This window comes from Pseudomonas sp. 8(2025) (genome assembly GCF_052665325.1).
Window position 1 is genome coordinate 63,511 of the sequence record NZ_JBQOIE010000006.1, and the last position, 20,814, is coordinate 84,324.

Consider the following 20,814-nt stretch of genomic DNA (forward strand, 5'->3'; position numbering starts at 1 on the left):
GAACTGACAATCAGGGAGATACCCATGGCCATGCCGGAACGGCTGAAACCAACACCCGCCACGCCGAAAATACGTGCGCTGATGAAGGGCTTGCTGAAGCAGATCCTCGACCGCATCTGGGACAACCAGGAACGGGAAAGCCCCGAGATCAATGCACTGATCCAGCAGTGGAACAGCCACGCCGGCCGGCCTTTCGAGTTCCACGAATTTCGCGATATGCACAGCCATACCAGCGCGGCGAACTTTCTGCGCACGGCCTTTCATCAGGAGCGCTACGTTGACGACCTGAGCTTCGCCGAGGCCTGCGCCCTGGCGGATTTCATCTGCCAGTGCGAGGGCACGGAATCTGATACGGACTACGCCCTGAACCTGCTGGAAACCAACTTCCCCGAGGCCAATGCCTCGGACCTGATCTTCTGGCCCAACGAGTGGTTTGGCGATCAAGATATGTTGCATATCGAGCTGAGCTCGGCGCAGATCATCGGTTATCTGATGGCGCAGTCTTCGCGGCAACTGCAGGATGCACCGCCGATCACCTTGCCCTACCCCATTCCACCGCAGCCATAGAGGCCCTCGGGCTGGCCAGCTGCATAAGCACCGCCGTGGCCAGCCACAGGTAAGGGCGTCCAATTCGCCCCTCGTTCAGCCCTGATCGCCGCCGCCCACCGGCAGCACCGTGCCGGTGATGTAGGAGGCTTCGTCGGAGGCCAGGAACAGGATCGCCGCTGCCTGCTCGTCAACGCTGCCGTAGCGGTGCATCAGGCTGCTATCCAGGGTCTGGTCGACGATCTGCTGGTACCAGGCCTGCTCTTCGGTACTAGGCTCGGCGCTGTTGCGCGGAATGCGCCGCGGCGGTGCCTCGGTGCCGCCGGGAGCGGTGGCGTTGACCCGCACGCCGCGGCCGGCGGTTTCGAAGGCCAGGCACGCAGTGAGTGCATTGATGCCGCCCTTGGCCGCGCCGTAGGGCACGCGGTTGAGGCTGCGGGTGGCGATGGACGAGACGTTGACGATGGCGCCGCTGCCCTGCTCCAGCATCTGCGGCAAGGCGGCGTGGCAGCACCACAGGGTGGGGAACAATGAGCGACGGACTTCGGCTTCGATCTGCGCGGTCTCGTAGTGTTCGAAGGGCTTGGCCCAGATGGTGCCGCCGACGTTGTTGATGAGGATGTCGAGGCGGCCGAAGTGGGCGATGGCCGCCGCCATGATCCGGCTGCATTCGCTGTACTGCTCCAGGTCGGCGGTCAGGGCCAGGACCGGGTAGCGGGGGCTGAGTTCGGCGGCCAGTTCGAAGACCAGTTCGGAGCGGTCCACCAGCACCACGCGGGCGCCCTCTTCGGCCAGGCGTTCGGCAACGCGACGGCCGATGCCCTGGGCGGCGCCGGTGACCAGGGCGACTTGGTTGTGGAAACGGTTCATGGAAACCTCGTGAATGCAAAAAGATAGGGAGAACACCACCCGACGTAGGAGCCGGCTTGCCGGCGAAGGGGCCCTTGAGCCTTGCAGCACTCTTGTGGACGCCTTCGCTGGCAAGCCAGCTCCTACAGCGCTATGGCTTGCCGTGTGGGATTCCGTAGGAGCCGGCTTGCCGGCGAAGAAGCCCTTGAGCCTTGCAGCGCCCTTGTGGACGCCTTCGCTGGCAAGCCAGCTCCTACAGCGGCGGGGCGCTCTTCAGGCGGCGCTGGCGGCAAATTTCTCGTAGTAGAAATTCGTTGGGGCGATGCCCTGTTCGCGGATGAACTGGCTCACCGCCTCCACCATTGGCGGCGGCCCGCACAGGTAGACATCCACATCGCCCTGGTTGAGGTGCGCCGGTTCGATGTGCTGGGTCACGTAGCCCTTGCGCGGGTACTGGCTCTCGGGGTTGGCCACGCAGGCGCTGAAGCTGAACTGCGGGATACGCGCGGCAAAGTCTTCCAGGCGCTCCAGTTCCACCAGGTCGAAATCGTTGGTCACGCCGTAGATCAGATGCAACGGGTGCTCGCTGCCCTGCTCGGCGATTTTCTCCAGCATGGCGGTGAACGGCGCCAGCCCGGTGCCACCGGCCAGCAACAGCAAGGGCCGGCGGATGTCCCGCAGGTAGAAGCTGCCCAGGGGCCCGGCCAGGGTCATGCTGTCGCCGGCTTTGGCGAGACTGGTGAGGAAGCTGCTCATCAGGCCGCCGGGCACATTGCGGATCAGGAAACTGACTTCGCCATCGCGCTGCAGGGAGCTGAAGGAATAGGCGCGGGTCTGCTCGCTACCAGGCACGCCAAGGTTGACGTACTGCCCCGGCAGGAACGCCAGCTGGTTCAGGGCCTCGCCCTTGATCGACAGGGCGATGGTGCTGTCGGACAACTGGCGCACCGCGCTGATGCTGGCCTGGAAGGTGGCCTGCCCGGCCCGGCAGACCTGGGACGAGGCCGGCACCCGCACCACGCAGTCGCTCAAGGCGCGCATCTGGCAGGTGAGGACAAAACCCTGCTCGGCCTCGTCGGCGCTCAGCGCGTCCTCGATGTAGTCCTCCCCCAGCTCGTAGCGCCCCGCCTCGGCCAGGCACTTGCAGGTGCCGCAGGCGCCGTCGCGGCAGTCCAGGGGAATATTGATGCCCTGGCGGTAGGCGGCGTCAGCCACGGTTTCGCCCGGGTTGGCGTTGACGAAACGGGTCACGCCGTCTTCGAAATTGAGTGCGATTTGATGGCTCATGGCAGTCGCCTCAGAGGTGGTAGATATCGACGACCTGGCGAACGTAGTCGTTCTTCAGGATGACTTTCTTGGCCAGGATCAGCGGGTTTTCGCCCCGCAGGTCGAGGGTGTAGAAGCTGCAGCCGAAGTAGCTGTCCACGGTCTTGTAGCGAAAGCTCAGGGTGTGCCAGTTGAAGCGCAGCTTGCACTGGCCGTCGCCCTGCTCCAGCAGCTCAATATTGCTCAGGTTGTGGGAGGTGCGGGTGTCGGGAATGCTGGCGCTGGAGCGCTCGGTCTTGATGCGGAACACCCGGTCTTCCAGGCCGCTGCGGTTGCCGTACCAGATCAGCGAGATTTCCCGCTGCGGGTCTTCGGTCAACTGGTCGCTGTCGTCCCAGGAGGGCATCCAGAAGGTCGCGTCCGGGGCGTAGAGTTCCAGCCAGCTGTCCCAGTCCTTGTCGTCCAGGTAGCGGGCTTCGCGGTACAGGAAATCGCGCACGGCATCGTAGGAAATGGTCATTGCACGGCCTCCACGTCGATCCGGCGAGAGGCTTCAAGCTCCAGGGCCGCGAGCATGGTTTGCTGCCAGTACTTGTGCTGCATCACGAACAGGCCCTCGTCCTCGGTGCGCACCCCGCTGAGGATCGGTTGCAGGTCGATTTCTTTCGCTGCGTCGTCCGCCCCCTGGACCCAATGCTCGGCGCCGCGGGACATGTCGTTCCAGGCCGGGGTGCTGCCCTGGTAGCCGAGTTGGCAGGAGCGGAATTCCTCCAGGTCGTCGGGGGTGGCCATGCCGCTGACGTTGAAGAAGTCTTCGTACTGGCGGATGCGCCGGGCCCGGGCTTCGTCGCTCTCGCCCTTGGGGGCGATGCAGTAGATGGTGATTTCGGTACGGTCCACGGAGATCGGCCGGGCAATGCGGATCTGCGAGCTGAACTGGTCCATCAGGTAGAGGTTCGGATACAGGCACAGGTTGCGCGAGTTCTCGATCATCCAGTCGGCGCGGGCCTGGCCAAAGTCCTGGGCCAGTTCGTCGCGGCGCTCGTAGAGCGGGCGGTCTTCGGGGTTGGACCAGCGGGTCCAGAGCAGCATGTGGCCCTTGTCGAACGAGTAGAAACCGCCGCCCTGCTTGGCCCAGGTGCCGGCGCTCATGGTGCGGATGTCTTCCCCGGCCTCGCGCTGCTTGCGCTGGTTCTGGGTGGCGGCGTAGTTCCAGTGCACCGAGCTGACGTGGTAGCCGTCGGCGCCGTTCTCGGCGGTGAGCTTCCAGTTGCCTTCGTAGATGTAGCTGGAAGAACCGCGCAGCACTTCCAGGCCGTCGGCGGACTGGTCGACGATCATGTCGATGATCTTCGCCGACTCCCCCAGGTGCTCCACCAGGGGCAGCACGTCGGGGTTGAGGCTGCCGAACAGGAAGCCACGGTAGGACTCAAAACGCGCGACGCGGGTCAGGTCGTGGGAGCCTTCGCAGTTGAAGCTGGCCGGGTAGCCGGCGGCGGCCGGGTCCTTGACCTTGAGCAGCTTGCCGGTGTTGTTGAAGGTCCAGCCGTGGAACGGGCAGGTGAAGGAGGCCTTGTTGCCGGTCTTGTGCCGGCAGAGCATGGCGCCGCGATGGCTGCAGGCGTTGATGAAGGCATTGAGCTCGCCGTTCTTGTTGCGCGCGATGAACACCGGCTGCCGGCCCATGGTGGTGCTGTAGTAGTCGTTGGGGTTGGGGATCTGGCTTTCATGGGCCAGGTACAGCCAGTTGCCTTCAAAGATGTGCTGCATCTCCAGGTCGAACAGCCGGGGGTCGGTGAACATCTCCCGCTTGCAGCGGTAGACGCCCTGATCGGGGTCTTCTTCAAGCAGGGAATGCAGGTATTCGGGTCGCAGGGACATGGCCGCCGCCTCCATTGTTTTTATTCAGGCAGGGCCATGCTAGGGCGGGCTTGGAACGGGCAATAGCCAATGCGTGCAGACCTGTATCCGTTTTCTGCAAAAGCGCCGACGTGGCCTGTGTAGGAGCCGGCTTGCCGGCGAAAAGGCCCTTGGATGGGGTGCTGAGCCTGCAGGCCTCTTCGCTGGCAAGCCAGCTCCTACAAGAGGCCGATGCCTGAGGATCAGTGCCGGCGCTTGAGGGTGTCGGAAGGCAGTTCGCCGTATTGCTGGCGGTAGCTTTGGGCAAAACGCCCAAGGTGCAGGAAGCCGAAATCCAGGGCCAGTTCGGTGACGTTGCGCACCGGGCTGTGCGGGTCGCTGAGGCAGGCGTGCACCCGTTGCAGTTTCTGCTGGCGGATGTAGTTCTTAGGCGTGGTGCGGGCGTTGCGTTCGAACAGCGCGTACAGCGAGCGCAGGCTCATGCGCGCCTGTTGCGCCAGTTCTTCGCAGCCGATGTCGTGCTTGAGGTTGCGTTCGATGTAGTCGGCAATCCGTTCGAAGGTCGCCGCCGAGGCGCCCAGGGCACCGCGCTGTACGTTGGTCTGCATCAGCCCCAGCAGTTTGCCCACCAGGATGTGGGCGTAGTGCTCCTGAACCTTGGGCATGCTTTCCAGGGCTTCGGCTTCCTGGCACAGCAGGCTCAGCAAGGGCACGAAGCCTTCCAGTTCCTGCAGTTGGTAGCGCTGGCGCAGAAAGCGCACGCCCTGCCCCGGGTACTGCCAGCGCTGTTCCTGGCAGGTGTTTTCCACCAGGTGGGTGGGAATCTTGATGATGAATTTTTCGCAGTCGTCGGAATAGGTCAGGTCCACCGGGTCGTCGGGGTTGATCAGCAGCAGCTCCCCCGGGGCGAAGTAGTGCTCCTGGCCCGGGCCACGCCACCGGCAGTGGCCCCGCAGCAGTACTTGCAAGTGGTAGATGCTTTCCAGGGCCGGCGAGGTGACGCGCACGCTGGCGCCGTAGCTGATGCTGCACAAATCCAGGCTGGCCAGTGCCCGGTGCTGCAGGCTGGCCTGGGGATGGCCGGCCCGGGGCAGGCGGATGCAGTGGCTGCCCACGTGCTGGTTGACGTAACCGGATACGGCATAGGGATCGGCTTGAACAAACACGCTGCTGCGCTCACTCAACAGATGCATCTGCATGATCGGGTCACTCTGATGGTTCTTATTGGGTCTGCGCTTCAGGCACGCAGCGCAGTCTCGTCAGGCCCGGCATAACGGCAAAAGCCACGGGCACCTGGGTCGGTGCTCCGTGGCCGGGCCAGGCACGGTCGGCGGTTCAGTCCTCCAGGGCGCGGACCCGCTCGTGGCGCTGCTGCTCTTGCGGCTGGGCCGAAGACTGCAGGGTGAAGTCGAACTCGATCTCGGCAAAGCGCCCGCTGACCCCCAGGGCCTTGGCCCGAGCCTGGTCTTCGCTGAAGGTGATCTGGGCGATCAGCTCGTCGCGAGTGGCGTAGGCAAAATCGTCGTGCAGGTACTGGTCGCCATCCAGGTTGATCTGGGTGGTCAGGTGGCGATGGTCATCGGCGGAGATGAAGAAGTGGATGTGCGCCGGGCGCTGGCCATGGCGGCCCAGTTGGTCCAGCAGTTGCTGGGTCGGGCCATCCGGCGGGCAACCGTAGCCGGACGGCACGATGCTGCGAAAGCGGTAGCGGCCCTCGGCGTCGGTGACGATGCGCCGGCGCAGGTTGAACTCCGACTGGCTGCCGTCGAAGTAGGAATAGGTGCCGCCGGTGTTGGCGTGCCAGACATCGACGATGGCCCCGGCCAGTGGCTCGCCGGCGGTGTTGCGAACCTGCCCCTGCATGAACAGCACCACCCCCGGGTCGACGCCGTCGTCCAGGCGCGCTTCGCCCTGGCTCAGCGGTGCACCGGCCACGTACAGCGGGCCTTCGATGGTGCGCGGGGTGCCGCCGGTTTTGCCCACCTGTTCGTCGGCGGCGTCCATCAGCAGGTCCAGGTAATGCTCCAGGCCCAGGCCCGCGGCCAGTAGCCCGGCTTCCTGGCGGGCGCCGAGAACGTTGAGGTAATTGACGGCCTTCCAGAACTCTTCCGGGGTGATCTCCAGGTCTTCGATGATGTTCACCGAATCCCGCAGGATGCGGTAGATGATGGCCTTGGCCCGGGGGTTGCCGCCCTCGGTGAACTGGCCGCTGGCTTCTTCAAGAAACTGCTGGGCGCTGGCAGTGTGGGAAATTCTGACGTTCATGATTAATCCTCATCTTGTATTTATTAGAGTGGTGAACGGGCTGGCACGGGCTCAGCGGTCATCCTCATGAATGGAAGAAGGATGCCTGCACATCGCATCAACTTCGATGGCCATGTAGGGGTACAGCGGCAATTGCATCAGGGTGTCGTGCAATTCCTGCACGCTGTCGACGTCGAACACGCTGTAGTTGGCGTACAGCCCGGCGATGCGCCACAGGTGGCGCCACTTGCCTTCGGCCTGCAGGCGTTGGGCCAGGGCCTTTTCGTCGGCTTTCAGCTGCGCGGCGCGCTCGGGGTTCATGTCGACCGGCAGGTTCACGGTCATTTTCACGTGGAATAGCATGCAGCCCTCCTCAGGTGTGATGCAGCACGGGGGTGGTTTTGTCGCGACGGAAGAACGCCAGGCGCTCTTCGTCCAGGCTCAGGCCAAGGCCCGGTGCCTTTGAGACATGCAGGTGGAAATCCCGGTACACCGGCGGCTCGGCGAGGATGTCCTCGGTCAGCAGCAGCGGGCCGAACAGTTCGGTGTCCCAGCGCAGTTTGTTCAGGGTCAGGAAGGCGTGGGCCGAGGCCAGGGTGCCGATGCCGCCCTCGAGCATGGTGCCGCCGTACAGGCCGATGCCCGCCGCCTCGGCAATCGCCGCGGTGCGCAGGGTGGCGCGAGGACCGCCGTTCTTGGCGATCTTCAGGGCGAACACCGAAGCCGCCCCTTCCCGGGCCAGGTTGAAGGCGTCTTCCACGCACTCGATGGATTCGTCGGCCATGATCGGCGCCGGGCTGCTGGCATTCAGGCGCACCATGCCGGCGCGGTTGTTGCGCGAAATCGGTTGTTCGATCAGGTCGATGCCATTGCCGCCGAGGATGCGGCAGGCGCGCAGGGCCACGGCTTCGTCCCAGGCCTGGTTGACGTCGACCCGCACGCTGGCGCTGTCGCCCAGGGCCTTCTTGATGGCGATCACGTGGGCCAGGTCGCGGTCCACTTCACCGGCGCCGATCTTCAGCTTGAAGATGCGGTGGCGGCGCAGGTCGAGCATCTTCTGCGCTTCGGCGATGTCCTTGGCGGTGTCGCCGCTGGCCAGGGTCCAGGCCACCGGCAACGCATCGCGCACCCGGCCGCCCAGCAGTTCGCTGACCGGCAGCCCGAGGCGCTTGCCCTGGGCGTCGAGCAAGGCGCTTTCGATACCGGATTTGGCGAAGGTGTTGCCGCGGATGCTCTGCTCCAGGCGCAGCATGGCGGCGTTGATGTTGCTGGCGTCCTGGCCGATCAGCAGCGGCGCGACGAAACGGTCGATATTGGTCTTGATGCTATCCGGGCTTTCATTGCCATAGGCCAGGCCACCGATGGTGGTGGATTCCCCCAGGCCTTCGATGCCGTCGGCGCAGCGCAGGCGGATCAGCACCAGGGTCTGGTTCTGCATGGTGTGCATGGCCAGCTTGTGGGGGCGGATGGTCGGCAGATCGACGATGATCGTCTCGATCGATTCAATGGCAGAAGCGTGCATTTCCATACCCATCAGGTTCTTGAAGTTCTGCCAGCGATTCTGTCCCGGCTTTTTCCGGGGTTCCAATATAGAATTGGTCTGGCTTGATACCTTTAAGGTATGCACTTCACCACTGGGGAGCTGTCATGGAACTGCGTCATCTGCGCTATTTCCAGGTGCTGGGGGAAACCCTCAATTTCACCCGCGCCGCCGAGCGCCTGCACATCGCCCAGCCGCCGTTGAGCCGGCAGATCCAGCAACTGGAAGACGAGTTGGGGGTGCTGCTGCTGGAGCGTGGCCGACCGCTGCGCCTGACCGCCGCCGGGCGGTTTTTCTACGAGCATTCCAACCGGGTACTGGAGCAGTTGGGCAAGGTCTGCGACAACACCCGGCGCATCGGCCTGGGGCACAAGACCTGGCTGGGCATCGGCTTTGCCCCCTCGACCCTGTACGGCGTGCTGCCGCAACTGATCCGCCGCCTGCGCAGCAACGGCACCCTGGAACTGGAACTGGGCCTGTCGGAGATGACTACCCTGCAGCAGGTGGAAGCCTTGAAGGCCGGGCGCATCGATATCGGCTTCGGGCGTATCCATATCGACGACCCGGCCATCGTGCAGAAGGTGCTGACCGAAGACCGCCTGGTGGTCGCCCTGCCCGCCGGCCACCCGCTGCTGGGGCAACCGGTAAGCCTGGCGCAACTGGCGGAGGAGCCTTTCGTGCTGTACCCGGCCAACCCGCGCCCGAGCTACGCCGACCATGTGATCGCGCTGTTCAACGCCCGCGGCCTGAACCTGAAGATCGCCCAGTGGACCAATGAACTGCAGACCGCCATCGGCCTGGTGGGCGCCGGCATCGGCATTACCCTGGTACCGGCCTCGGTGCAGGTGCTGCACCGTGACGACATCGGCTTCTGCCCGCTACTGGAGTCCGAGGCCACCTCGCCGATCATCCTCAGCCGCCGCATCGGCGAGCCCTCGCCGGGCCTCACCCACTGCCTGCACCTGATCGCCCAGTTGCGCAGCGAGATCGGCCGCGAACACCCCATCGTCAGCTGAAAGCACAACCGCCGGCCCCATCGAAAGACGGGCACCGGCGGCTCTCTTGCAGCTTGGAACGGGCGGCAGCCCTTAGAAGGTCAGGCCAACCTTGAAGCCATACTCGTTACGCTTGAGCTTGGTGTTGTCAGCCACAGGCGTATCTTCGTCCAGCTTGTACTCGGTGCGGGTGTAATAGACCCCGGCCATGACCGGCAGCGAGCCGTTCTGGTTCATCAAGAAATTCACCTCGGCGTAAGGGTTGGTGCGGTCCTTGAGGTCCACGGTGTCGCTGCCGACGTCATCCACCTTGAGCCGCGCCTTGCCGTTGATGGTGTGGCGCGCACCCAGCTCGACGCGCATGGTCAGGTCGTCGAACTGGTGGTTGTAGCCCAGGGCGGCCTTGGCGAAGGGCGACTTGTTGGTGAGCTTCATGTCGTAGTCGCCGGTGTCCGGCTCGTAGCGGGTCCAGGTGTAGCCACCCCCCACCAGCACATCGACAAAGTTGCGTGCGTCCAGAGCCGCGCGCCAGCCCAGGTCGAGGTCGGCCTGGCCTTCCTTGAGCTTGTTGTCGTGCTTCTTGCCGAACTTGGCCTCGACCCCAGCCTGGTAGATCAGGCCCGATTCGGCGGTCATCTTGTTGCCGAAGTTGTAGAACACACCCCCTTCACCCAGGTGCTCCTTGTCGCTTTCACTACCGCCTTCGAGCTTGAAGTCGTTGTAGCTACCGAGGATACCCAGGGTGGAAATCGGCCCGGTGGCCGGGGCGGCCATGGCGCTGCTGGAAAGGGCCAGCAAGGTGGCTGCAGAGGTGCTGGCCAGAAGGGTTGCGAATACCTTTGACATCGTGTGTAGATCTCCCTGTTTGAATAAGGCAAATGCTGCAGGAGCCTTTTCGAGGGAAGTCGAAAGCAAAAGGTTCTAATTATTTTTCACGTTTTTTTCACATCCCTGTGAAGCCTCGCCCCCGCAGGGGCTTTAGGCCTTACAATAGGGCGCTCAATACAGGGCGTAGTCTTTGGGGCAGTGCATGGAAGTATCGAGAGCCGGCCTGATCATCCGGCGCATTCTGGCTTATCTGGTCGACTGCCTGCTGGCACTGCTGCTGTGGTTTGTCCTGTGCCGACTGGCCGAACGCCTCCAATACCCGGATATGGAGCAATTCTCCACCTGGTGCCTGCTGGCCACCTGGTGCCTGTATTTTCCCCTCAACGAATACCTGTGGCGTGGCTACACCGCCGGCAAGGCCCTTTGCGGCCTGCAAGTGATCAATGGCATCGGCCAGCCCCCCTCGCTGTTGCAGGTATTGATCCGCTCGGCGACCCGCCCCTTCGAAGCGGCCATCAGCCCGGTGACCCTGCTGATCTGCTGCGAATCAAGCCGCGGCCAGCGCATCGGCGACCGGCTGGCGCGCACCTATGTCATCCCGTGCAAGGATCTGGCGCGGCTGCGTGGCTTGATGACCGCTCAGCCGAACCTGCCTTGAGCATCCGGCCGTAACCCATTCAGTCTTGCGCCCTGGCGTGGCGCTTTTTCCGGGAGTCTTCATGGCAATCGATCAACACCCGCATGAACAGGCCTTGGTCACGTTCCTCGAACAGCGCCCCGAGCTGCGCGAACAGCTGGACAACCTCAACCCCCTGGAGGCCCGGGCCCGGGGCGAAACCCCGGCGCAGTATCGCGCCGAGCGCCTGCATGAAGCCTTCGAGGCCGAAGCCGAACGCCTTGGGCTGTTCGCCTGGGAACTGAGCCTGCAACTGACCGCTGCCAGCCCCGAGGAATTCCACGTCCAGCGCCTTGAGGTGCACCGGGAAGTGGCGGAGATGGCCGGCATGCCGTGGGACGAGTACTGCACCCTGCACCACCTTGACCCTCGGCCTTGACCCGCACGCGCCCCTCGCAGTCCCTGTTCAGGAGAACCGACGATGTTGCCTTCGACTTCCACGCAATCGGCCAGCGCAGCCCTGCAGCACGCGCAGAAATGGCGCGGACGGGTCGGCCTCGGGCTGGTGGCCTGCCTTTCGGTGCTGGCGGGGATGACCGACGCCATCGGCTTCATGGCCACCGGGGATTTCGTTTCCTTCATGAGCGGCAACACCACGCGCATGGCCGTAGCCATCAGCGATGGCGAACCGGGCCTGGTACTGCGCCTGCTGCTCCTGGTGGCGACCTTTATCGTCGGTAACGCCCTGGGCGTGGTGGTCAGCCGCCTGGCCGGGCACCGTGCCCTGCCCTTGCTGCTGAGCATCGGCGCGTTGCTCTGCGCCTCTGCTGCCTGGCCTTTCGAGCAGCAACTGCCGGCCCTGCTGGCGGCCATCATTGCCATGGGCATGCTCAACGCCGCGGTGGAGGAAGTGAACGGCCTGCCCATCGGCCTGACCTACGTCACCGGCGCCCTCTCACGCTTTGGCCGCGGCCTGGGGCGCTGGATGCTCGGCGACCGGCGCAACGGCTGGCGGGTGCAACTGGTGCCCTGGAGCGGCATGTTCGCCGGGGCGGTGCTGGGCGCCTTGCTGGAACAGCACCTGGGGCTCAAGGCACTGTATGTCAGCGGGTTGTTTGCCGTGCTGCTGGGTGTGGCGTCATTGAAGATCCCCCGCCGCTGGCAACTGGGCTACAAGAACCGCTGACATTGAGCATGGCTATCAGCTGAACAGGCCGCCGCTGTCGGTATCGATCACGATCGACGACAGGCTGATATGCCGCGGCCGGGTCAGGGCGAAGATCACGGCCTCCACCACATCACGGTTGGTGCCCTGCTCGCCCTTCTGCCGCGCCGGAATCTGCTGCCAGGCCTCATCCAGCGGCGAGACATCCTCCAGGTACGGCGGGTGCACGCACAGCGAGCGCACCGGCGTGCCCTTGAGCATCTGCCGCAGGCCATCGGCCAGGGCCAGTTGCCCGTGCTTGGCCGCATAGAACGGCAGCGACACGCTGTGCAGCGGTGCATTGGGCAAGCCGCTGATGGAGCCGATGGTGACGATGTCCGGGCGCTTGGAAGCCTTGAGCACCGGCAGCAGGCCCTGGGTCAGGAGGAAGGTGCCGCTCAGTGCGGCGTCGATCACCCCGGTGACTTCAGCGGCGCTGTGGGGCTGCTCGCTGGCCTCCAGCCACATGGCGCCGTTGTTGATCAGGATGTCCACTTGCGGGTGGCGGACGTGGATCTCAGCCAGGGCGGCCTTGACGCTGTCGCTGCTGGCCAGGTCCACCACCACCTGATCGGCGGGGCTGCCGGTACGCGCCTCGATGGCCGCGCTGACCTGCGCCAGGGCCTCGGGGTTGCGCCCACAGAGAATCAGCTTGCAGCCCTGGTCCGCCAGGCTGATGGCCAGCGCGGCCCCCAAGCCTCTTCCGGCCCCCGTGACCACTACCACCGCCGAATTCAGATCCATCATCCCTTGCTCCTTGTCCCCGGTTGAATGAAGGCGCGAGTCTATCCCTCGCTTCGCGGTTTGGGGCCGGGCAAAGCTTTACCCGATATGTCCTGCATGCCTGGAACCAGAGCCCCGGGGGCGAAACGGGTTTAGCCGATGTTCGGATAAAGCTTTATCATGGCCGCAGTTTTATCCATCGAGTCCGTCATGAAGTTCGCCATCGCCCTGTTCTCTGCCGCCCACGCGCCTTCCTCGCGCCGCGCCCTGCTGTTCGCCCAGGCGGCGCTGGCGGGCGGGCATGAAATTGTCCGGCTGTTTTTCTACCAGGACGGCGTGTACAACGCCGCCAACAGCATCGTCACGCCCCAGGACGAACAGGACCTGCCTCGGGAATGGCGCGAGTTTGTCGGCCAGCATCAACTGGACGGCGTGGTGTGCATCGCCGCAGCCCTGCGCCGAGGCGTGTTGAATGCTGACGAAGCCCAGCGCTACCAGCGTACGTCGGTGAGCGTCGAAGCCCCCTGGGAGCTGTCGGGGCTCGGGCAATTGCATGACGCGGTACAGGCCGCCGACCGCCTGATCTGTTTTGGAGGGGCGTGACATGGCCAAATCCCTGTTGTTGATCAGCCGCCAGGCGCCGTGGACCGGCCCTGGCGCCCGGGAAGCGCTGGATATCGTCCTGGCCGGCGGGGCCTTCGACCTGCCCATCGGCCTGCTGTTTCTCGATGATGGCGTGCTGCAACTGGCGCCCGGGCAACAGGCCTCGCTGCTGCGCCAGAAAGACCTGAGCGCCAACCTGCAGGCGCTGTCGCTGTTCGGCGTCGACGAACTGTTTGCCTGCAGCGCCAGCCTCGCTGCCCGCGGCCTCGACCCGGCGAGCTTGAGTCTTGACGATGTACAGCTGCTGGACGCCCCGGAACTGGCCGGGATCATCGACCGTTTTGACCAGGTGATTACCCTCTGATGTCGACCTTGCATGTGTTGTCCCACTCGCCCTTTACCGACACCCGCCTGAGCAGTTGCCTGCGCCTGCTGGGCAGCGCCGACGGCCTGCTGCTGTGCGGCGACGCCGCCTATGCCCTGCAACCGGGCAGCGCCATTTGCAGCGAACTGAGCACCCGTAGCGGCTTGAATCTGTACGTGCTGGAAGAAGACCTGAACGCCCGCGGCCTGGCCCTGCCGGCCTGGGCCCGCGCGGTGGACTACCCGGGCTTCGTCGAGCTGTCCCTTCAGCATGACAAGGTCAACACCTGGCTATGAGTACCCTGACTGTGGGCGCTCGCGCCATCGAACTGGACAAGGACGGCTACCTGGTCAACCTCGACGACTGGTCCGCCGACGTGGCGCAAGCCCTGGCCGCCAACGAAGAGCTTGAGCTGAGCGCGGAGCACTGGGAAATCCTCGAACTGCTCCAGGGCTTCTACAGGGAATTCCAGCTGTCCCCGGCCACCCGCCCGCTGATCAAGTACACCGCCCTCAAGCTGGGCCCGGACAAGGGCAACAGCCTGCACCTGAACCGACTCTTCAAAGGCACTCCCGCCAAACTTGCCGCCAAGCTGGCGGGCCTGCCCAAGCCGACCAATTGCCTATGAACGATTTCGCTCCCCTGCTCACCCAAACCCCGGAAGAACACCCTTTCGCCCAATTCGTGCGGATTCTCGGCAAGGGCAAGCGCGGCGCGCGCAACCTGACTCGCGAGGAAGCCCGGGAAGCCATGGGCATGCTGCTGGACGGCCAGGTCGAGGACACTCAGCTCGGCGCCTTCCTCATGCTGCTGCGGCACAAGGAAGAAAGCCCGCAAGAGCTGGCGGGCTTCACCGAAGCCTTGCGCGAACGCCTCAACACCCCGGCGATTGCCCTGGACCTCGACTGGCCGACCTACGCCGGCAAGAAGCGCCACCTGCCCTGGTACCTGCTGGCGGCCAAGTGCCTGGCGCAAAACGGCGTGCGCATCCTGCTCCACGGCGGCGGCGCCCATACGGCCGGTCGCCTGTACACCGAGCAGTTGCTGGAGCCCCTGGGGATTCCCCTGTGCCGTGACTGGCAGGCGGTCGGCCAGGCACTGGACCAGGGCAACCTGGCCTTCATGCCCCTGGGGGACTGGGCGCCGCAACTGCAGCGCATGATCGACCTGCGCAACATCCTCGGCCTGCGCTCACCGATCCATTCCCTGGCGCGAATCCTCAACCCCCTGGGCGCCCGCTGCGGCCTGCAGAGCATCTTCCACCCCGGCTACCAGGCAGTGCACCGCGATGCCAGCGGCCTGCTGGGGGACAACGTCATCGTGATCAAGGGCGATGGCGGCGAGATCGAGATCAACCCGGACACCGCCAGCCATCTGTACGGCAGCACCGGTGGCGTCAGTTGGGACGAGGAATGGCCGGCACTGTCGGCACAACGCCATGTGAAACCTGCGAGCCTGGAACCCGAGCACCTCAAGGCGCTGTGGCGCGGCGATGTAGAAGACAGCTACCCGCAACTGGCCCTGCTGGCCACCATGGCCCTGGCCTTGCGTGGCCTGGGCACGCCCCGGGAGCAAGCCTTCGCCCTGGCCCAGCAGTACTGGGATGCCCGGGACAGATCGATTTAATCGATCAAAACCGCCCATGCTTTGCGCTTTTTGTTCGAACCCAGGGGCATAGACTGCACTCCAACGCAAAACAGCCGAGGAGCATTTCATGGGTCTGCTGATCGAAGGGCGCTGGCATGACCAGTGGTACGAAAGCGGCAAGGACGGCGCCTTCCAACGAGAACAGGCGCAACGTCGCAACTGGGTCACTGCCGATGGCCGCCCCGGCCCCAGCGGTGAAGGCGGCTTCGCCGCCGAGGCCGGGCGCTACCACCTTTATGTGTCCCTGGCCTGCCCCTGGGCCCACCGCACGCTGATCCTGCGCAAGCTCAAGGGTCTGGAAAAGCTGATCGACGTCTCGGTGGTCAGCTGGCTGATGCGCGAGAACGGCTGGACCTTCGACACCGCCTACGGCTCCAGCGGCGACCCCCTGGACCACTTCGACTTCATGCACCAGCGCTACACCGCCGACACCGCGGACTACACCGGCCGCGTCACCGTACCGGTGCTGTGGGACAAACAGCGCCAATGCATCGTCAGCAACGAATCGGCGGAAATCATCCGCATGTTCAACAGCGCCTTCGACGGCTTGACCGACAATACCCTGGACTTCTATCCGCAACCCTTGCGCAGCAGGGTCGATGAGCTCAACGGGCGCATCTATCCGGCACTGAACAACGGTGTGTACCGCGCCGGGTTCGCCACCTCGCAAAAGGCTTATGAGACGGCGTTCGATGATGTCTTCGCCGAACTGGATGCGCTGGAGGCCCTGCTCGACACGCAGCGCTACCTGGCCGGCGAGTACCTGACCGAAGCCGACGTGCGGCTGTTCACCACCCTGATCCGCTTCGATGCGGTGTACTACAGCCACTTCAAGTGCAACCTGCGACGGATTGCCGATTACCCGAACCTGTCGAACTGGCTGCGGGAGCTGTACCAGTGGCCGGGGATTGCCCAGACCGTGGACTTTACCCACATCAAGGGGCACTACTACGCCAGCCACACCACCATCAATCCGACGGGGATTGTGCCGAAGGGGCCGTTACAGGACTTCAGCCGCGGCCATGATCGGCAGCGGTTGAGTGGGCAAGGGGTTTGGTGCAGGGGTTGAGGACGCTTTCGCCGGCAAGCCGGCTCCTACAACAGCGGGATGTGTAGGAGCCGGCTTGCCGGCGAAGCTTTTCAGACCTCGGACTGAGCGCCTTCGAACCAGGCCAGCTTCTCGCGTAGCTGGACCACTTCGCCAACGATCACCAAGGTCGGGGCATGCACTTCGTGTTCCGCAACCAGGGCCGGCAGGTTGCCCAGGGTGCCGGTGAAGACACGCTGGTTGCTGGTGGTGCCCTGCTGAACCAGCGCCGCCGGGGTGTCGGCGCCGCGACCGTGCTTGATCAGTTGCTCGCAGATGGTCGGCAAGCCCACCAGGCCCATGTAGAACACCAGGGTCTGGGCCGGCGCCACCAGGTCGCTCCAGGGCAGGTTGCTGGTGCCGTCCTTGAGATGGCCGGTGACGAAGCGCACCGACTGGGCGTAGTCACGGTGAGTCAGGGGAATCCCGGCATAGGCCGAGCAACCACTGGCCGCGGTAATCCCCGGCACCACCTGGAACGGAATGCCGTGGGCCGCCAGTTCTTCGATCTCTTCGCCGCCCCGGCCGAAGATGAACGGATCGCCCCCCTTGAGACGCACTACACGCTTGCCTTGCTGGGCCAAGGTCACCAGTTGCTGGTTGATCTGTTCCTGGGGCACGGCGTGATCGGCACGACGCTTGCCGACGTAGATGCGTTCGGCGTCGCGGCGGCACAGCTCGAGAATCGCCGGCGCCACCAGGCGGTCGTAGAGCACCACGTCGGCCTGCTGCATCAGGCGCAGGGCGCGGAAGGTCAGCAGGTCCGGATCACCCGGGCCTGCGCCCACCAGATACACCTCGCCCGGCGCATGAGGCGCCTTGCCCGCAATCTTGGCCTGCAACAGACGTTCGGCTTCCGCGCCCTGCCCCGCCAGCTGACGATCGGCAATGGGCCCTTGGAACACGTCCTCCCAGAACGCCCGGCGTTGCTGCACATCCGGAAACAGGCCTTTGACCTGGGCGCGGAAACGCGCCGCCAACCCGGCCAGTTGGCCGTAGGTGGAAGGAATCCAGGTTTCCAGCTTGGCCCGGATCAGCCGCGCCAGCACTGGCGCATCGCCGCCACTGGAGACTGCGATGACCAGCGGCGAACGGTCGACGATGGCCGGGAAGATCACGCTGCACAGGGCCGGCGCGTCCACTACATTGACCGGCACGCAACGCCGATGGGCATCGGCGGAGACCTGGGCATTCAGGGATTCGTCGTCGGTGGCGGCGATGATCAGGGTGCAGCCGTCGAGGTCCGCCTCGACATACCCGCGCAACAGGGACTCACCGCCGCTGGCGACGATCAGTTCCTGCAATTGCGCTTCTATTTCAGGTGCGACCACTCGCAGCTGCGCACCGGCATCGGCCAGCAGACGGGATTTGCGCAAGGCAATCTCCCCTCCGCCGACCACCAACACACGACTGCCGCGAAGGTTGTGAAACAGCGGCAGATATTCCATTTAGCCGATGACCTCAAGGCCACCCATGTACGGCTTCAGCACATCCGGCACACGGATCGAACCGTCGGCCTGCTGGTAGTTCTCCAGCACCGCCACCAGAGTGCGGCCCACGGCCAGGCCGGAACCGTTGAGGGTGTGCACCAGCTCAGGCTTGCCGGTTTCCGGGTTGCGGAAGCGAGCCTGCATGCGGCGGGCCTGGAAGTCGCCACAGTTGGAGCACGAGGAGATCTCGCGGTACTTGTCCTGGCTCGGTACCCAGACTTCCAGGTCGTAGGTCTTGACCGCACTGAAGCCCATGTCGCCGGTGCACAGGGCCAGTACGCGGTACGGCAGTTGCAGCAGTTGCAGGACTTTCTCGGCGTTGGCGGTCAGGCCTTCCAGGGCTTCCATGGAGGTCGACGGCTCGACCACCTGGACCATCTCGACCTTGTCGAACTGGTGCTGGCGGATCATGCCGCGAGTGTCACGGCCCGAGGCACCGGCTTCACTACGGAAGCACGGCGTGTGGGCGACGAACTTCAGCGGCAGTTGCTTGGCGTCGAGAATCTCGCCAGCGACGATGTTGGTCAGCGACACTTCAGCGGTCGGGATCAGGTACAGATCGGCTTCGCCTTCGCGAGTGATCTTGAACAGGTCTTCCTCGAACTTCGGCAACTGGCTGGTGCCCACCAGCGCCGGAGCCTGCACCAGGTACGGGGTGTAGGCCTCTTCGTAGCCGTGCTCGCCGGTGTGCAGGTTGATCATGAACTGCGCCAGGGCGCGGTGCAGACGGGCAATCGGGCCGCGCAGCAAGGCGAAGCGCGCGCCGGACAGCTTGGCCGCGGTTTCAAAGTCCAGCCAGCCGTGGGTTTCGCCCAGGGCCACGTGGTCCTTGATCGGGAAATCGAAGGCGGTCGGAGTGCCCCAGCGGCGCACTTCGACGTTGCCGTCTTCGTCTTCGCCCACCGGCACCGACTCGTGGGGCAGGTTGGGAATGCCGAACAGGATCGAATCCAGTTCGCTCTGGATGTTTTCCAGCTCCGCCTTGCCGGAGCTCAGCTCGTTCCCCATGCGCTCAACGTCGGCCATCAGCGGGGCGATGTCTTCGCCGCGTTGCTTGGCCTGGCCGATGGACTTGGAGCGCGCGTTACGTTCAGCCTGCAGTTGCTCGGTGCGGGTCTGCACGGTCTTGCGCTGTTCTTCCAGCGCTTCGATGCGTGCCACATCCAGGGCAAAGCCGCGGGATGCCAGACGATCCGCTACGTCCTGGAGGTTGCTACGTAACAGTTTGGAATCGAGCATGTCGTTCTCTCGTTTATCAAAGTTTGGTCAAGGACAGGCCGGCCCAGGTAGCAAGCAGCCCGCCGAATACACTCAGTGCCGCATAGCCCAGGGCCAGCGCCACTTGTCCGCTTTCCAGCAGACGCACGGTATCCAGTGAAAAGGATGAAAAAGTCGTCAGGCCACCGAGGAAGCCCACTATCAATCCGGCACGCACTTCGATCGGCACTTCCGGACGGACCAGGAACAGCCCGTACAACACGCCGATCAGCAGGCAGCCCACGATATTAACGGCCAGCGTCGCGGTATAGAAGTGCCGCGGCCAATTGGCATTGATCCAGTTGCCGGTGGCAAAGCGCAACAGGGTGCCAGCCACACCGCCGGCGGAGACTGCGAGGATCAGGGGGATCAAGGTTTTCTCCGCTGCAAGGGGCTGGCCCGGTCCAGGGCGGCCAGGTGCTTGAGCTTCTCGCCGATCTTCAGTTCCAGGCCACGGGGCACCGGTTGATAGAGCGGCAAGGGTTCGAGTTCTTCGGGGAAATAGTCTTCACCGGCGGCGTAGGCATCCGGCTCGTCATGGGCGTAGCGGTATTCGTCGCCATAGCCCAGTTGCTTCATCAGCTTGGTCGGGGCATTGCGCAGGTGGATCGGCACTTCCAGCGAGCCGTGCTCGGCAGCAGCGCGCATGGCGGCCTTGAAACCCATGTACACGGCGTTGCTCTTCGGCGCACAGGCCAGGTAGGTGATGGCCTGGGCCACTGCCAGCTCGCCTTCGGGGCTGCCCAGGCGCTCCTGCACATCCCAGGCCGCCAGGCACAGGCTCAGGGCCCGCGGGTCGGCGTTGCCAATATCTTCGCTGGCCATGCGCACCACTCGCCGGGCCAGGTACAACGGGTCGCAGCCACCGTCGAGCATGCGCGCGAACCAGTACAGGGCGCCGTCGGGATTGGAGCCGCGCACCGATTTGTGCAACGCGGAAATCTGGTCGTAGAAGGCTTCGCCGCCCTTGTCGAAACGCCGGCGGGTGTCACCCAGCAGGCTTTGCAACAGATCGACACTGATCTCGCCACCGTCTTCCGCCAGGTCCGAGGCGTTTTCCAGCAGGTTGAGCATGCGCCGGCCATCGCCATCGGCGGCCGACAGCAGCATCTGGAAGCCTTCATCGCTGAGGCTCAGCTGGCGCTTGCCCAGCCCCCGCTCCTCGGTCAGGGCGCGCTGTACCAGGGTGCCCAGGGCCGCTTCATCCAGGCTCTTGAGCACATAGACCCGCGCTCGGGAGAGCAAGGCGTTGTTGAGCTCGAAGGACGGGTTTTCCGTGGTGGCGCCGATAAAGATCAGCGTGCCGTCTTCCACGTAAGGCAGGAAGGCATCCTGCTGCGATTTGTTGAAGCGGTGCACTTCGTCGACAAACAGGATGGTCCGCCGACCGTATTGCCCGGCCTGCTGCTTGGCGACTTCCACCGCCTGGCGGATCTCCTTGACCCCGGCCAGCACCGCCGAGACGGTTTCGAAGTGGGCATCCGAGACTTCCGCCAACAGCCGCGCCAGGGTGGTCTTGCCGACCCCGGGCGGGCCCCAGAAGATCATCGAATGCAGCGCGCCCTGCTCCAGGGCCTCGCGCAGCGGCTTGCCCCGGGCCAACAGGTGCTGCTGGCCAACGTACTCGTCCAGGTTGGTCGCACGCAGGCGTGCGGCCAGTGGCTGGGCAATCGGGGCACTACGAAACAGGTCCAT

The 20,814-nt window shown here is 64.5% G+C and carries 25 protein-coding genes; 11 read left to right on the top strand and 14 right to left on the bottom strand.

The window, feature by feature from the left end; translation table 11 throughout:
• Nucleotides 1-24: 24 nt before the first annotated feature.
• Complete coding sequence (locus ACUXVH_RS13595) at nt 25-567, top strand: hypothetical protein (protein WP_065363252.1); 543 nt, start codon at nt 25-27, stop codon at nt 565-567.
• A 75-nt stretch (nt 568-642) separates the two neighbouring features.
• On the opposite strand, the gene ACUXVH_RS13600 is transcribed toward ACUXVH_RS13595, so the two are convergent.
• From ACUXVH_RS13600 to ACUXVH_RS13635, 8 genes are all read right to left on the bottom strand, one after another.
• Nucleotides 643-1,416 carry a 1,6-dihydroxycyclohexa-2,4-diene-1-carboxylate dehydrogenase gene (locus ACUXVH_RS13600; RefSeq protein WP_065363251.1) on the bottom strand — a complete coding sequence of 258 codons (774 nt, stop codon included), beginning with the start codon at nt 1,414-1,416 and terminating at the stop codon, nt 643-645.
• 252 nt (nt 1,417-1,668) lie between these two features.
• Nucleotides 1,669-2,682: a benzoate 1,2-dioxygenase electron transfer component BenC gene (gene benC / locus ACUXVH_RS13605; RefSeq protein ID WP_065363250.1), complete on the bottom strand. Its 1,014-nt coding sequence runs from the start codon at nt 2,680-2,682 to the stop codon at nt 1,669-1,671.
• A 10-nt stretch (nt 2,683-2,692) separates the two neighbouring features.
• Nucleotides 2,693-3,181: a benzoate 1,2-dioxygenase small subunit gene (gene benB / locus ACUXVH_RS13610; protein ID WP_011062145.1), complete on the bottom strand. Its 489-nt coding sequence runs from the start codon at nt 3,179-3,181 to the stop codon at nt 2,693-2,695.
• Nucleotides 3,178-4,542 carry a benzoate 1,2-dioxygenase large subunit gene (gene benA, locus ACUXVH_RS13615; RefSeq protein WP_065363249.1) on the bottom strand — a complete coding sequence of 455 codons (1,365 nt, stop codon included), beginning with the start codon at nt 4,540-4,542 and terminating at the stop codon, nt 3,178-3,180. Before benA ends, benB begins: the two co-directional genes overlap by 4 nt.
• Before the next feature lie 221 nt (nt 4,543-4,763).
• Nucleotides 4,764-5,720, bottom strand: coding sequence for an AraC family transcriptional regulator (locus ACUXVH_RS13620; RefSeq protein WP_065363248.1), 957 nt, complete (start codon nt 5,718-5,720; stop codon nt 4,764-4,766).
• Between the two features lie 136 nt (nt 5,721-5,856).
• Nucleotides 5,857-6,786 carry a catechol 1,2-dioxygenase gene (gene catA / locus ACUXVH_RS13625; RefSeq protein ID WP_011062148.1) on the bottom strand — a complete coding sequence of 310 codons (930 nt, stop codon included), beginning with the start codon at nt 6,784-6,786 and terminating at the stop codon, nt 5,857-5,859.
• A gap of 51 nt (nt 6,787-6,837) precedes the next feature.
• Nucleotides 6,838-7,128: a muconolactone Delta-isomerase gene (gene catC, locus ACUXVH_RS13630; protein ID WP_011062149.1), complete on the bottom strand. Its 291-nt coding sequence runs from the start codon at nt 7,126-7,128 to the stop codon at nt 6,838-6,840.
• Between the two features lie 10 nt (nt 7,129-7,138).
• Nucleotides 7,139-8,287 (bottom strand): muconate cycloisomerase family protein, encoded by a 1,149-nt coding sequence (locus ACUXVH_RS13635; RefSeq protein ID WP_176707086.1) that lies wholly within the window; start codon nt 8,285-8,287, stop codon nt 7,139-7,141.
• A 125-nt stretch (nt 8,288-8,412) separates the two neighbouring features.
• On the opposite strand from ACUXVH_RS13635, the gene ACUXVH_RS13640 reads away from it, so the two are divergent.
• Entirely contained in the window at nt 8,413-9,321 is a 909-nt protein-coding gene (locus ACUXVH_RS13640) for a LysR family transcriptional regulator (RefSeq protein ID WP_401017564.1), read from the top strand.
• A gap of 72 nt (nt 9,322-9,393) precedes the next feature.
• On the opposite strand, the gene ACUXVH_RS13645 is transcribed toward ACUXVH_RS13640, so the two are convergent.
• On the bottom strand, nt 9,394-10,146 hold the full coding sequence (locus ACUXVH_RS13645; RefSeq protein WP_011062152.1) for an outer membrane beta-barrel protein: 753 nt from the start codon (nt 10,144-10,146) through the stop codon (nt 9,394-9,396).
• A gap of 184 nt (nt 10,147-10,330) precedes the next feature.
• Between ACUXVH_RS13645 and ACUXVH_RS13650 the strand changes: the two genes are divergently transcribed.
• From ACUXVH_RS13650 to ACUXVH_RS13660, 3 genes are all read left to right on the top strand, one after another.
• Entirely contained in the window at nt 10,331-10,786 is a 456-nt protein-coding gene (locus ACUXVH_RS13650; protein ID WP_065363245.1) for an RDD family protein, read from the top strand.
• A gap of 61 nt (nt 10,787-10,847) precedes the next feature.
• Entirely contained in the window at nt 10,848-11,183 is a 336-nt protein-coding gene (locus tag ACUXVH_RS13655; protein WP_015636275.1) for a DUF6388 family protein, read from the top strand.
• A gap of 42 nt (nt 11,184-11,225) precedes the next feature.
• Nucleotides 11,226-11,930, top strand: a complete 705-nt coding sequence (locus tag ACUXVH_RS13660) for a YoaK family protein (RefSeq protein WP_065363244.1) — start codon at nt 11,226-11,228, stop codon at nt 11,928-11,930.
• Nucleotides 11,931-11,945: 15 nt separating this feature from the next.
• Here the strand turns inward: ACUXVH_RS13660 and ACUXVH_RS13665 are convergent, their stop codons facing one another.
• On the bottom strand, nt 11,946-12,695 hold the full coding sequence (locus ACUXVH_RS13665) for an SDR family oxidoreductase (RefSeq protein WP_011062156.1): 750 nt from the start codon (nt 12,693-12,695) through the stop codon (nt 11,946-11,948).
• A gap of 186 nt (nt 12,696-12,881) precedes the next feature.
• Here ACUXVH_RS13665 and tusD point away from each other — a divergent pair, with 186 nt between their 5' ends.
• From tusD to ACUXVH_RS13695, 6 genes are all read left to right on the top strand, one after another.
• A complete protein-coding gene (gene tusD / locus ACUXVH_RS13670; protein ID WP_019092899.1) occupies nt 12,882-13,274 on the top strand; it encodes a sulfurtransferase complex subunit TusD in 393 nt (130 codons plus the stop codon).
• A gap of 1 nt (nt 13,275) precedes the next feature.
• Nucleotides 13,276-13,638: a sulfurtransferase complex subunit TusC gene (gene tusC, locus ACUXVH_RS13675; protein WP_011062158.1), complete on the top strand. Its 363-nt coding sequence runs from the start codon at nt 13,276-13,278 to the stop codon at nt 13,636-13,638.
• Nucleotides 13,638-13,934: a sulfurtransferase complex subunit TusB gene (gene tusB, locus ACUXVH_RS13680; RefSeq protein WP_065363243.1), complete on the top strand. Its 297-nt coding sequence runs from the start codon at nt 13,638-13,640 to the stop codon at nt 13,932-13,934. The genes tusC and tusB overlap by 1 nt, the downstream gene beginning before the upstream one ends.
• Nucleotides 13,931-14,266 carry a TusE/DsrC/DsvC family sulfur relay protein gene (locus tag ACUXVH_RS13685; protein ID WP_011062160.1) on the top strand — a complete coding sequence of 112 codons (336 nt, stop codon included), beginning with the start codon at nt 13,931-13,933 and terminating at the stop codon, nt 14,264-14,266. The genes tusB and ACUXVH_RS13685 overlap by 4 nt, the downstream gene beginning before the upstream one ends.
• On the top strand, nt 14,263-15,264 hold the full coding sequence (locus ACUXVH_RS13690) for a glycosyl transferase family protein (RefSeq protein WP_065363242.1): 1,002 nt from the start codon (nt 14,263-14,265) through the stop codon (nt 15,262-15,264). Before ACUXVH_RS13685 ends, ACUXVH_RS13690 begins: the two co-directional genes overlap by 4 nt.
• Nucleotides 15,265-15,352: 88 nt before the next feature.
• Nucleotides 15,353-16,354, top strand: a complete 1,002-nt coding sequence (locus ACUXVH_RS13695; protein WP_065363241.1) for a glutathione S-transferase family protein — start codon at nt 15,353-15,355, stop codon at nt 16,352-16,354.
• A gap of 71 nt (nt 16,355-16,425) precedes the next feature.
• Here ACUXVH_RS13695 and cysG read toward each other — a convergent pair whose 3' ends face one another.
• The 4 genes from cysG to ACUXVH_RS13715 are packed head-to-tail and all read right to left on the bottom strand — an operon-like array spanning nt 16,426 to nt 20,814.
• Nucleotides 16,426-17,820, bottom strand: a complete 1,395-nt coding sequence (cysG, locus tag ACUXVH_RS13700; protein ID WP_011062163.1) for a siroheme synthase CysG — start codon at nt 17,818-17,820, stop codon at nt 16,426-16,428.
• The gene (gene serS, locus ACUXVH_RS13705) at nt 17,821-19,101 is read right to left on the bottom strand and encodes a serine--tRNA ligase (RefSeq protein WP_011062164.1); all 1,281 of its coding nucleotides are present in this window, start codon (nt 19,099-19,101) and stop codon (nt 17,821-17,823) included. It abuts the gene before it with no gap.
• Between the two features lie 16 nt (nt 19,102-19,117).
• Entirely contained in the window at nt 19,118-19,492 is a 375-nt protein-coding gene (crcB, locus tag ACUXVH_RS13710) for a fluoride efflux transporter CrcB (protein ID WP_011062165.1), read from the bottom strand.
• Nucleotides 19,489-20,814, bottom strand: coding sequence for a replication-associated recombination protein A (locus ACUXVH_RS13715; RefSeq protein WP_015636284.1), 1,326 nt, complete (start codon nt 20,812-20,814; stop codon nt 19,489-19,491). The genes crcB and ACUXVH_RS13715 overlap by 4 nt, the downstream gene beginning before the upstream one ends.

Bases quoted from the DNA above. Each gene is read 5' to 3' on its own strand.
- ACUXVH_RS13595 (WP_065363252.1), top strand. From the start codon at position 25: ATGGCCATGCCGGAACGGCTGAAACCAACACCCGCCACGCCGAAAATA.
- ACUXVH_RS13600 (WP_065363251.1), bottom strand. From the start codon at position 1,416: ATGAACCGTTTCCACAACCAAGTCGCCCTGGTCACCGGCGCCGCCCAG.
- benC (WP_065363250.1), bottom strand. From the start codon at position 2,682: ATGAGCCATCAAATCGCACTCAATTTCGAAGACGGCGTGACCCGTTTC.
- benB (WP_011062145.1), bottom strand. From the start codon at position 3,181: ATGACCATTTCCTACGATGCCGTGCGCGATTTCCTGTACCGCGAAGCC.
- benA (WP_065363249.1), bottom strand. From the start codon at position 4,542: ATGTCCCTGCGACCCGAATACCTGCATTCCCTGCTTGAAGAAGACCCC.
- ACUXVH_RS13620 (WP_065363248.1), bottom strand. From the start codon at position 5,720: ATGCAGATGCATCTGTTGAGTGAGCGCAGCAGCGTGTTTGTTCAAGCC.
- catA (WP_011062148.1), bottom strand. From the start codon at position 6,786: ATGAACGTCAGAATTTCCCACACTGCCAGCGCCCAGCAGTTTCTTGAA.
- catC (WP_011062149.1), bottom strand. From the start codon at position 7,128: ATGCTATTCCACGTGAAAATGACCGTGAACCTGCCGGTCGACATGAAC.
- ACUXVH_RS13635 (WP_176707086.1), bottom strand. From the start codon at position 8,287: ATGCACGCTTCTGCCATTGAATCGATCGAGACGATCATCGTCGATCTG.
- ACUXVH_RS13640 (WP_401017564.1), top strand. From the start codon at position 8,413: ATGGAACTGCGTCATCTGCGCTATTTCCAGGTGCTGGGGGAAACCCTC.
- ACUXVH_RS13645 (WP_011062152.1), bottom strand. From the start codon at position 10,146: ATGTCAAAGGTATTCGCAACCCTTCTGGCCAGCACCTCTGCAGCCACC.
- ACUXVH_RS13650 (WP_065363245.1), top strand. From the start codon at position 10,331: ATGGAAGTATCGAGAGCCGGCCTGATCATCCGGCGCATTCTGGCTTAT.
- ACUXVH_RS13655 (WP_015636275.1), top strand. From the start codon at position 10,848: ATGGCAATCGATCAACACCCGCATGAACAGGCCTTGGTCACGTTCCTC.
- ACUXVH_RS13660 (WP_065363244.1), top strand. From the start codon at position 11,226: ATGTTGCCTTCGACTTCCACGCAATCGGCCAGCGCAGCCCTGCAGCAC.
- ACUXVH_RS13665 (WP_011062156.1), bottom strand. From the start codon at position 12,695: ATGATGGATCTGAATTCGGCGGTGGTAGTGGTCACGGGGGCCGGAAGA.
- tusD (WP_019092899.1), top strand. From the start codon at position 12,882: ATGAAGTTCGCCATCGCCCTGTTCTCTGCCGCCCACGCGCCTTCCTCG.
- tusC (WP_011062158.1), top strand. From the start codon at position 13,276: ATGGCCAAATCCCTGTTGTTGATCAGCCGCCAGGCGCCGTGGACCGGC.
- tusB (WP_065363243.1), top strand. From the start codon at position 13,638: ATGTCGACCTTGCATGTGTTGTCCCACTCGCCCTTTACCGACACCCGC.
- ACUXVH_RS13685 (WP_011062160.1), top strand. From the start codon at position 13,931: ATGAGTACCCTGACTGTGGGCGCTCGCGCCATCGAACTGGACAAGGAC.
- ACUXVH_RS13690 (WP_065363242.1), top strand. From the start codon at position 14,263: ATGAACGATTTCGCTCCCCTGCTCACCCAAACCCCGGAAGAACACCCT.
- ACUXVH_RS13695 (WP_065363241.1), top strand. From the start codon at position 15,353: ATGGGTCTGCTGATCGAAGGGCGCTGGCATGACCAGTGGTACGAAAGC.
- cysG (WP_011062163.1), bottom strand. From the start codon at position 17,820: ATGGAATATCTGCCGCTGTTTCACAACCTTCGCGGCAGTCGTGTGTTG.
- serS (WP_011062164.1), bottom strand. From the start codon at position 19,101: ATGCTCGATTCCAAACTGTTACGTAGCAACCTCCAGGACGTAGCGGAT.
- ACUXVH_RS13715 (WP_015636284.1), bottom strand. From the start codon at position 20,814: ATGGACCTGTTTCGTAGTGCCCCGATTGCCCAGCCACTGGCCGCACGC.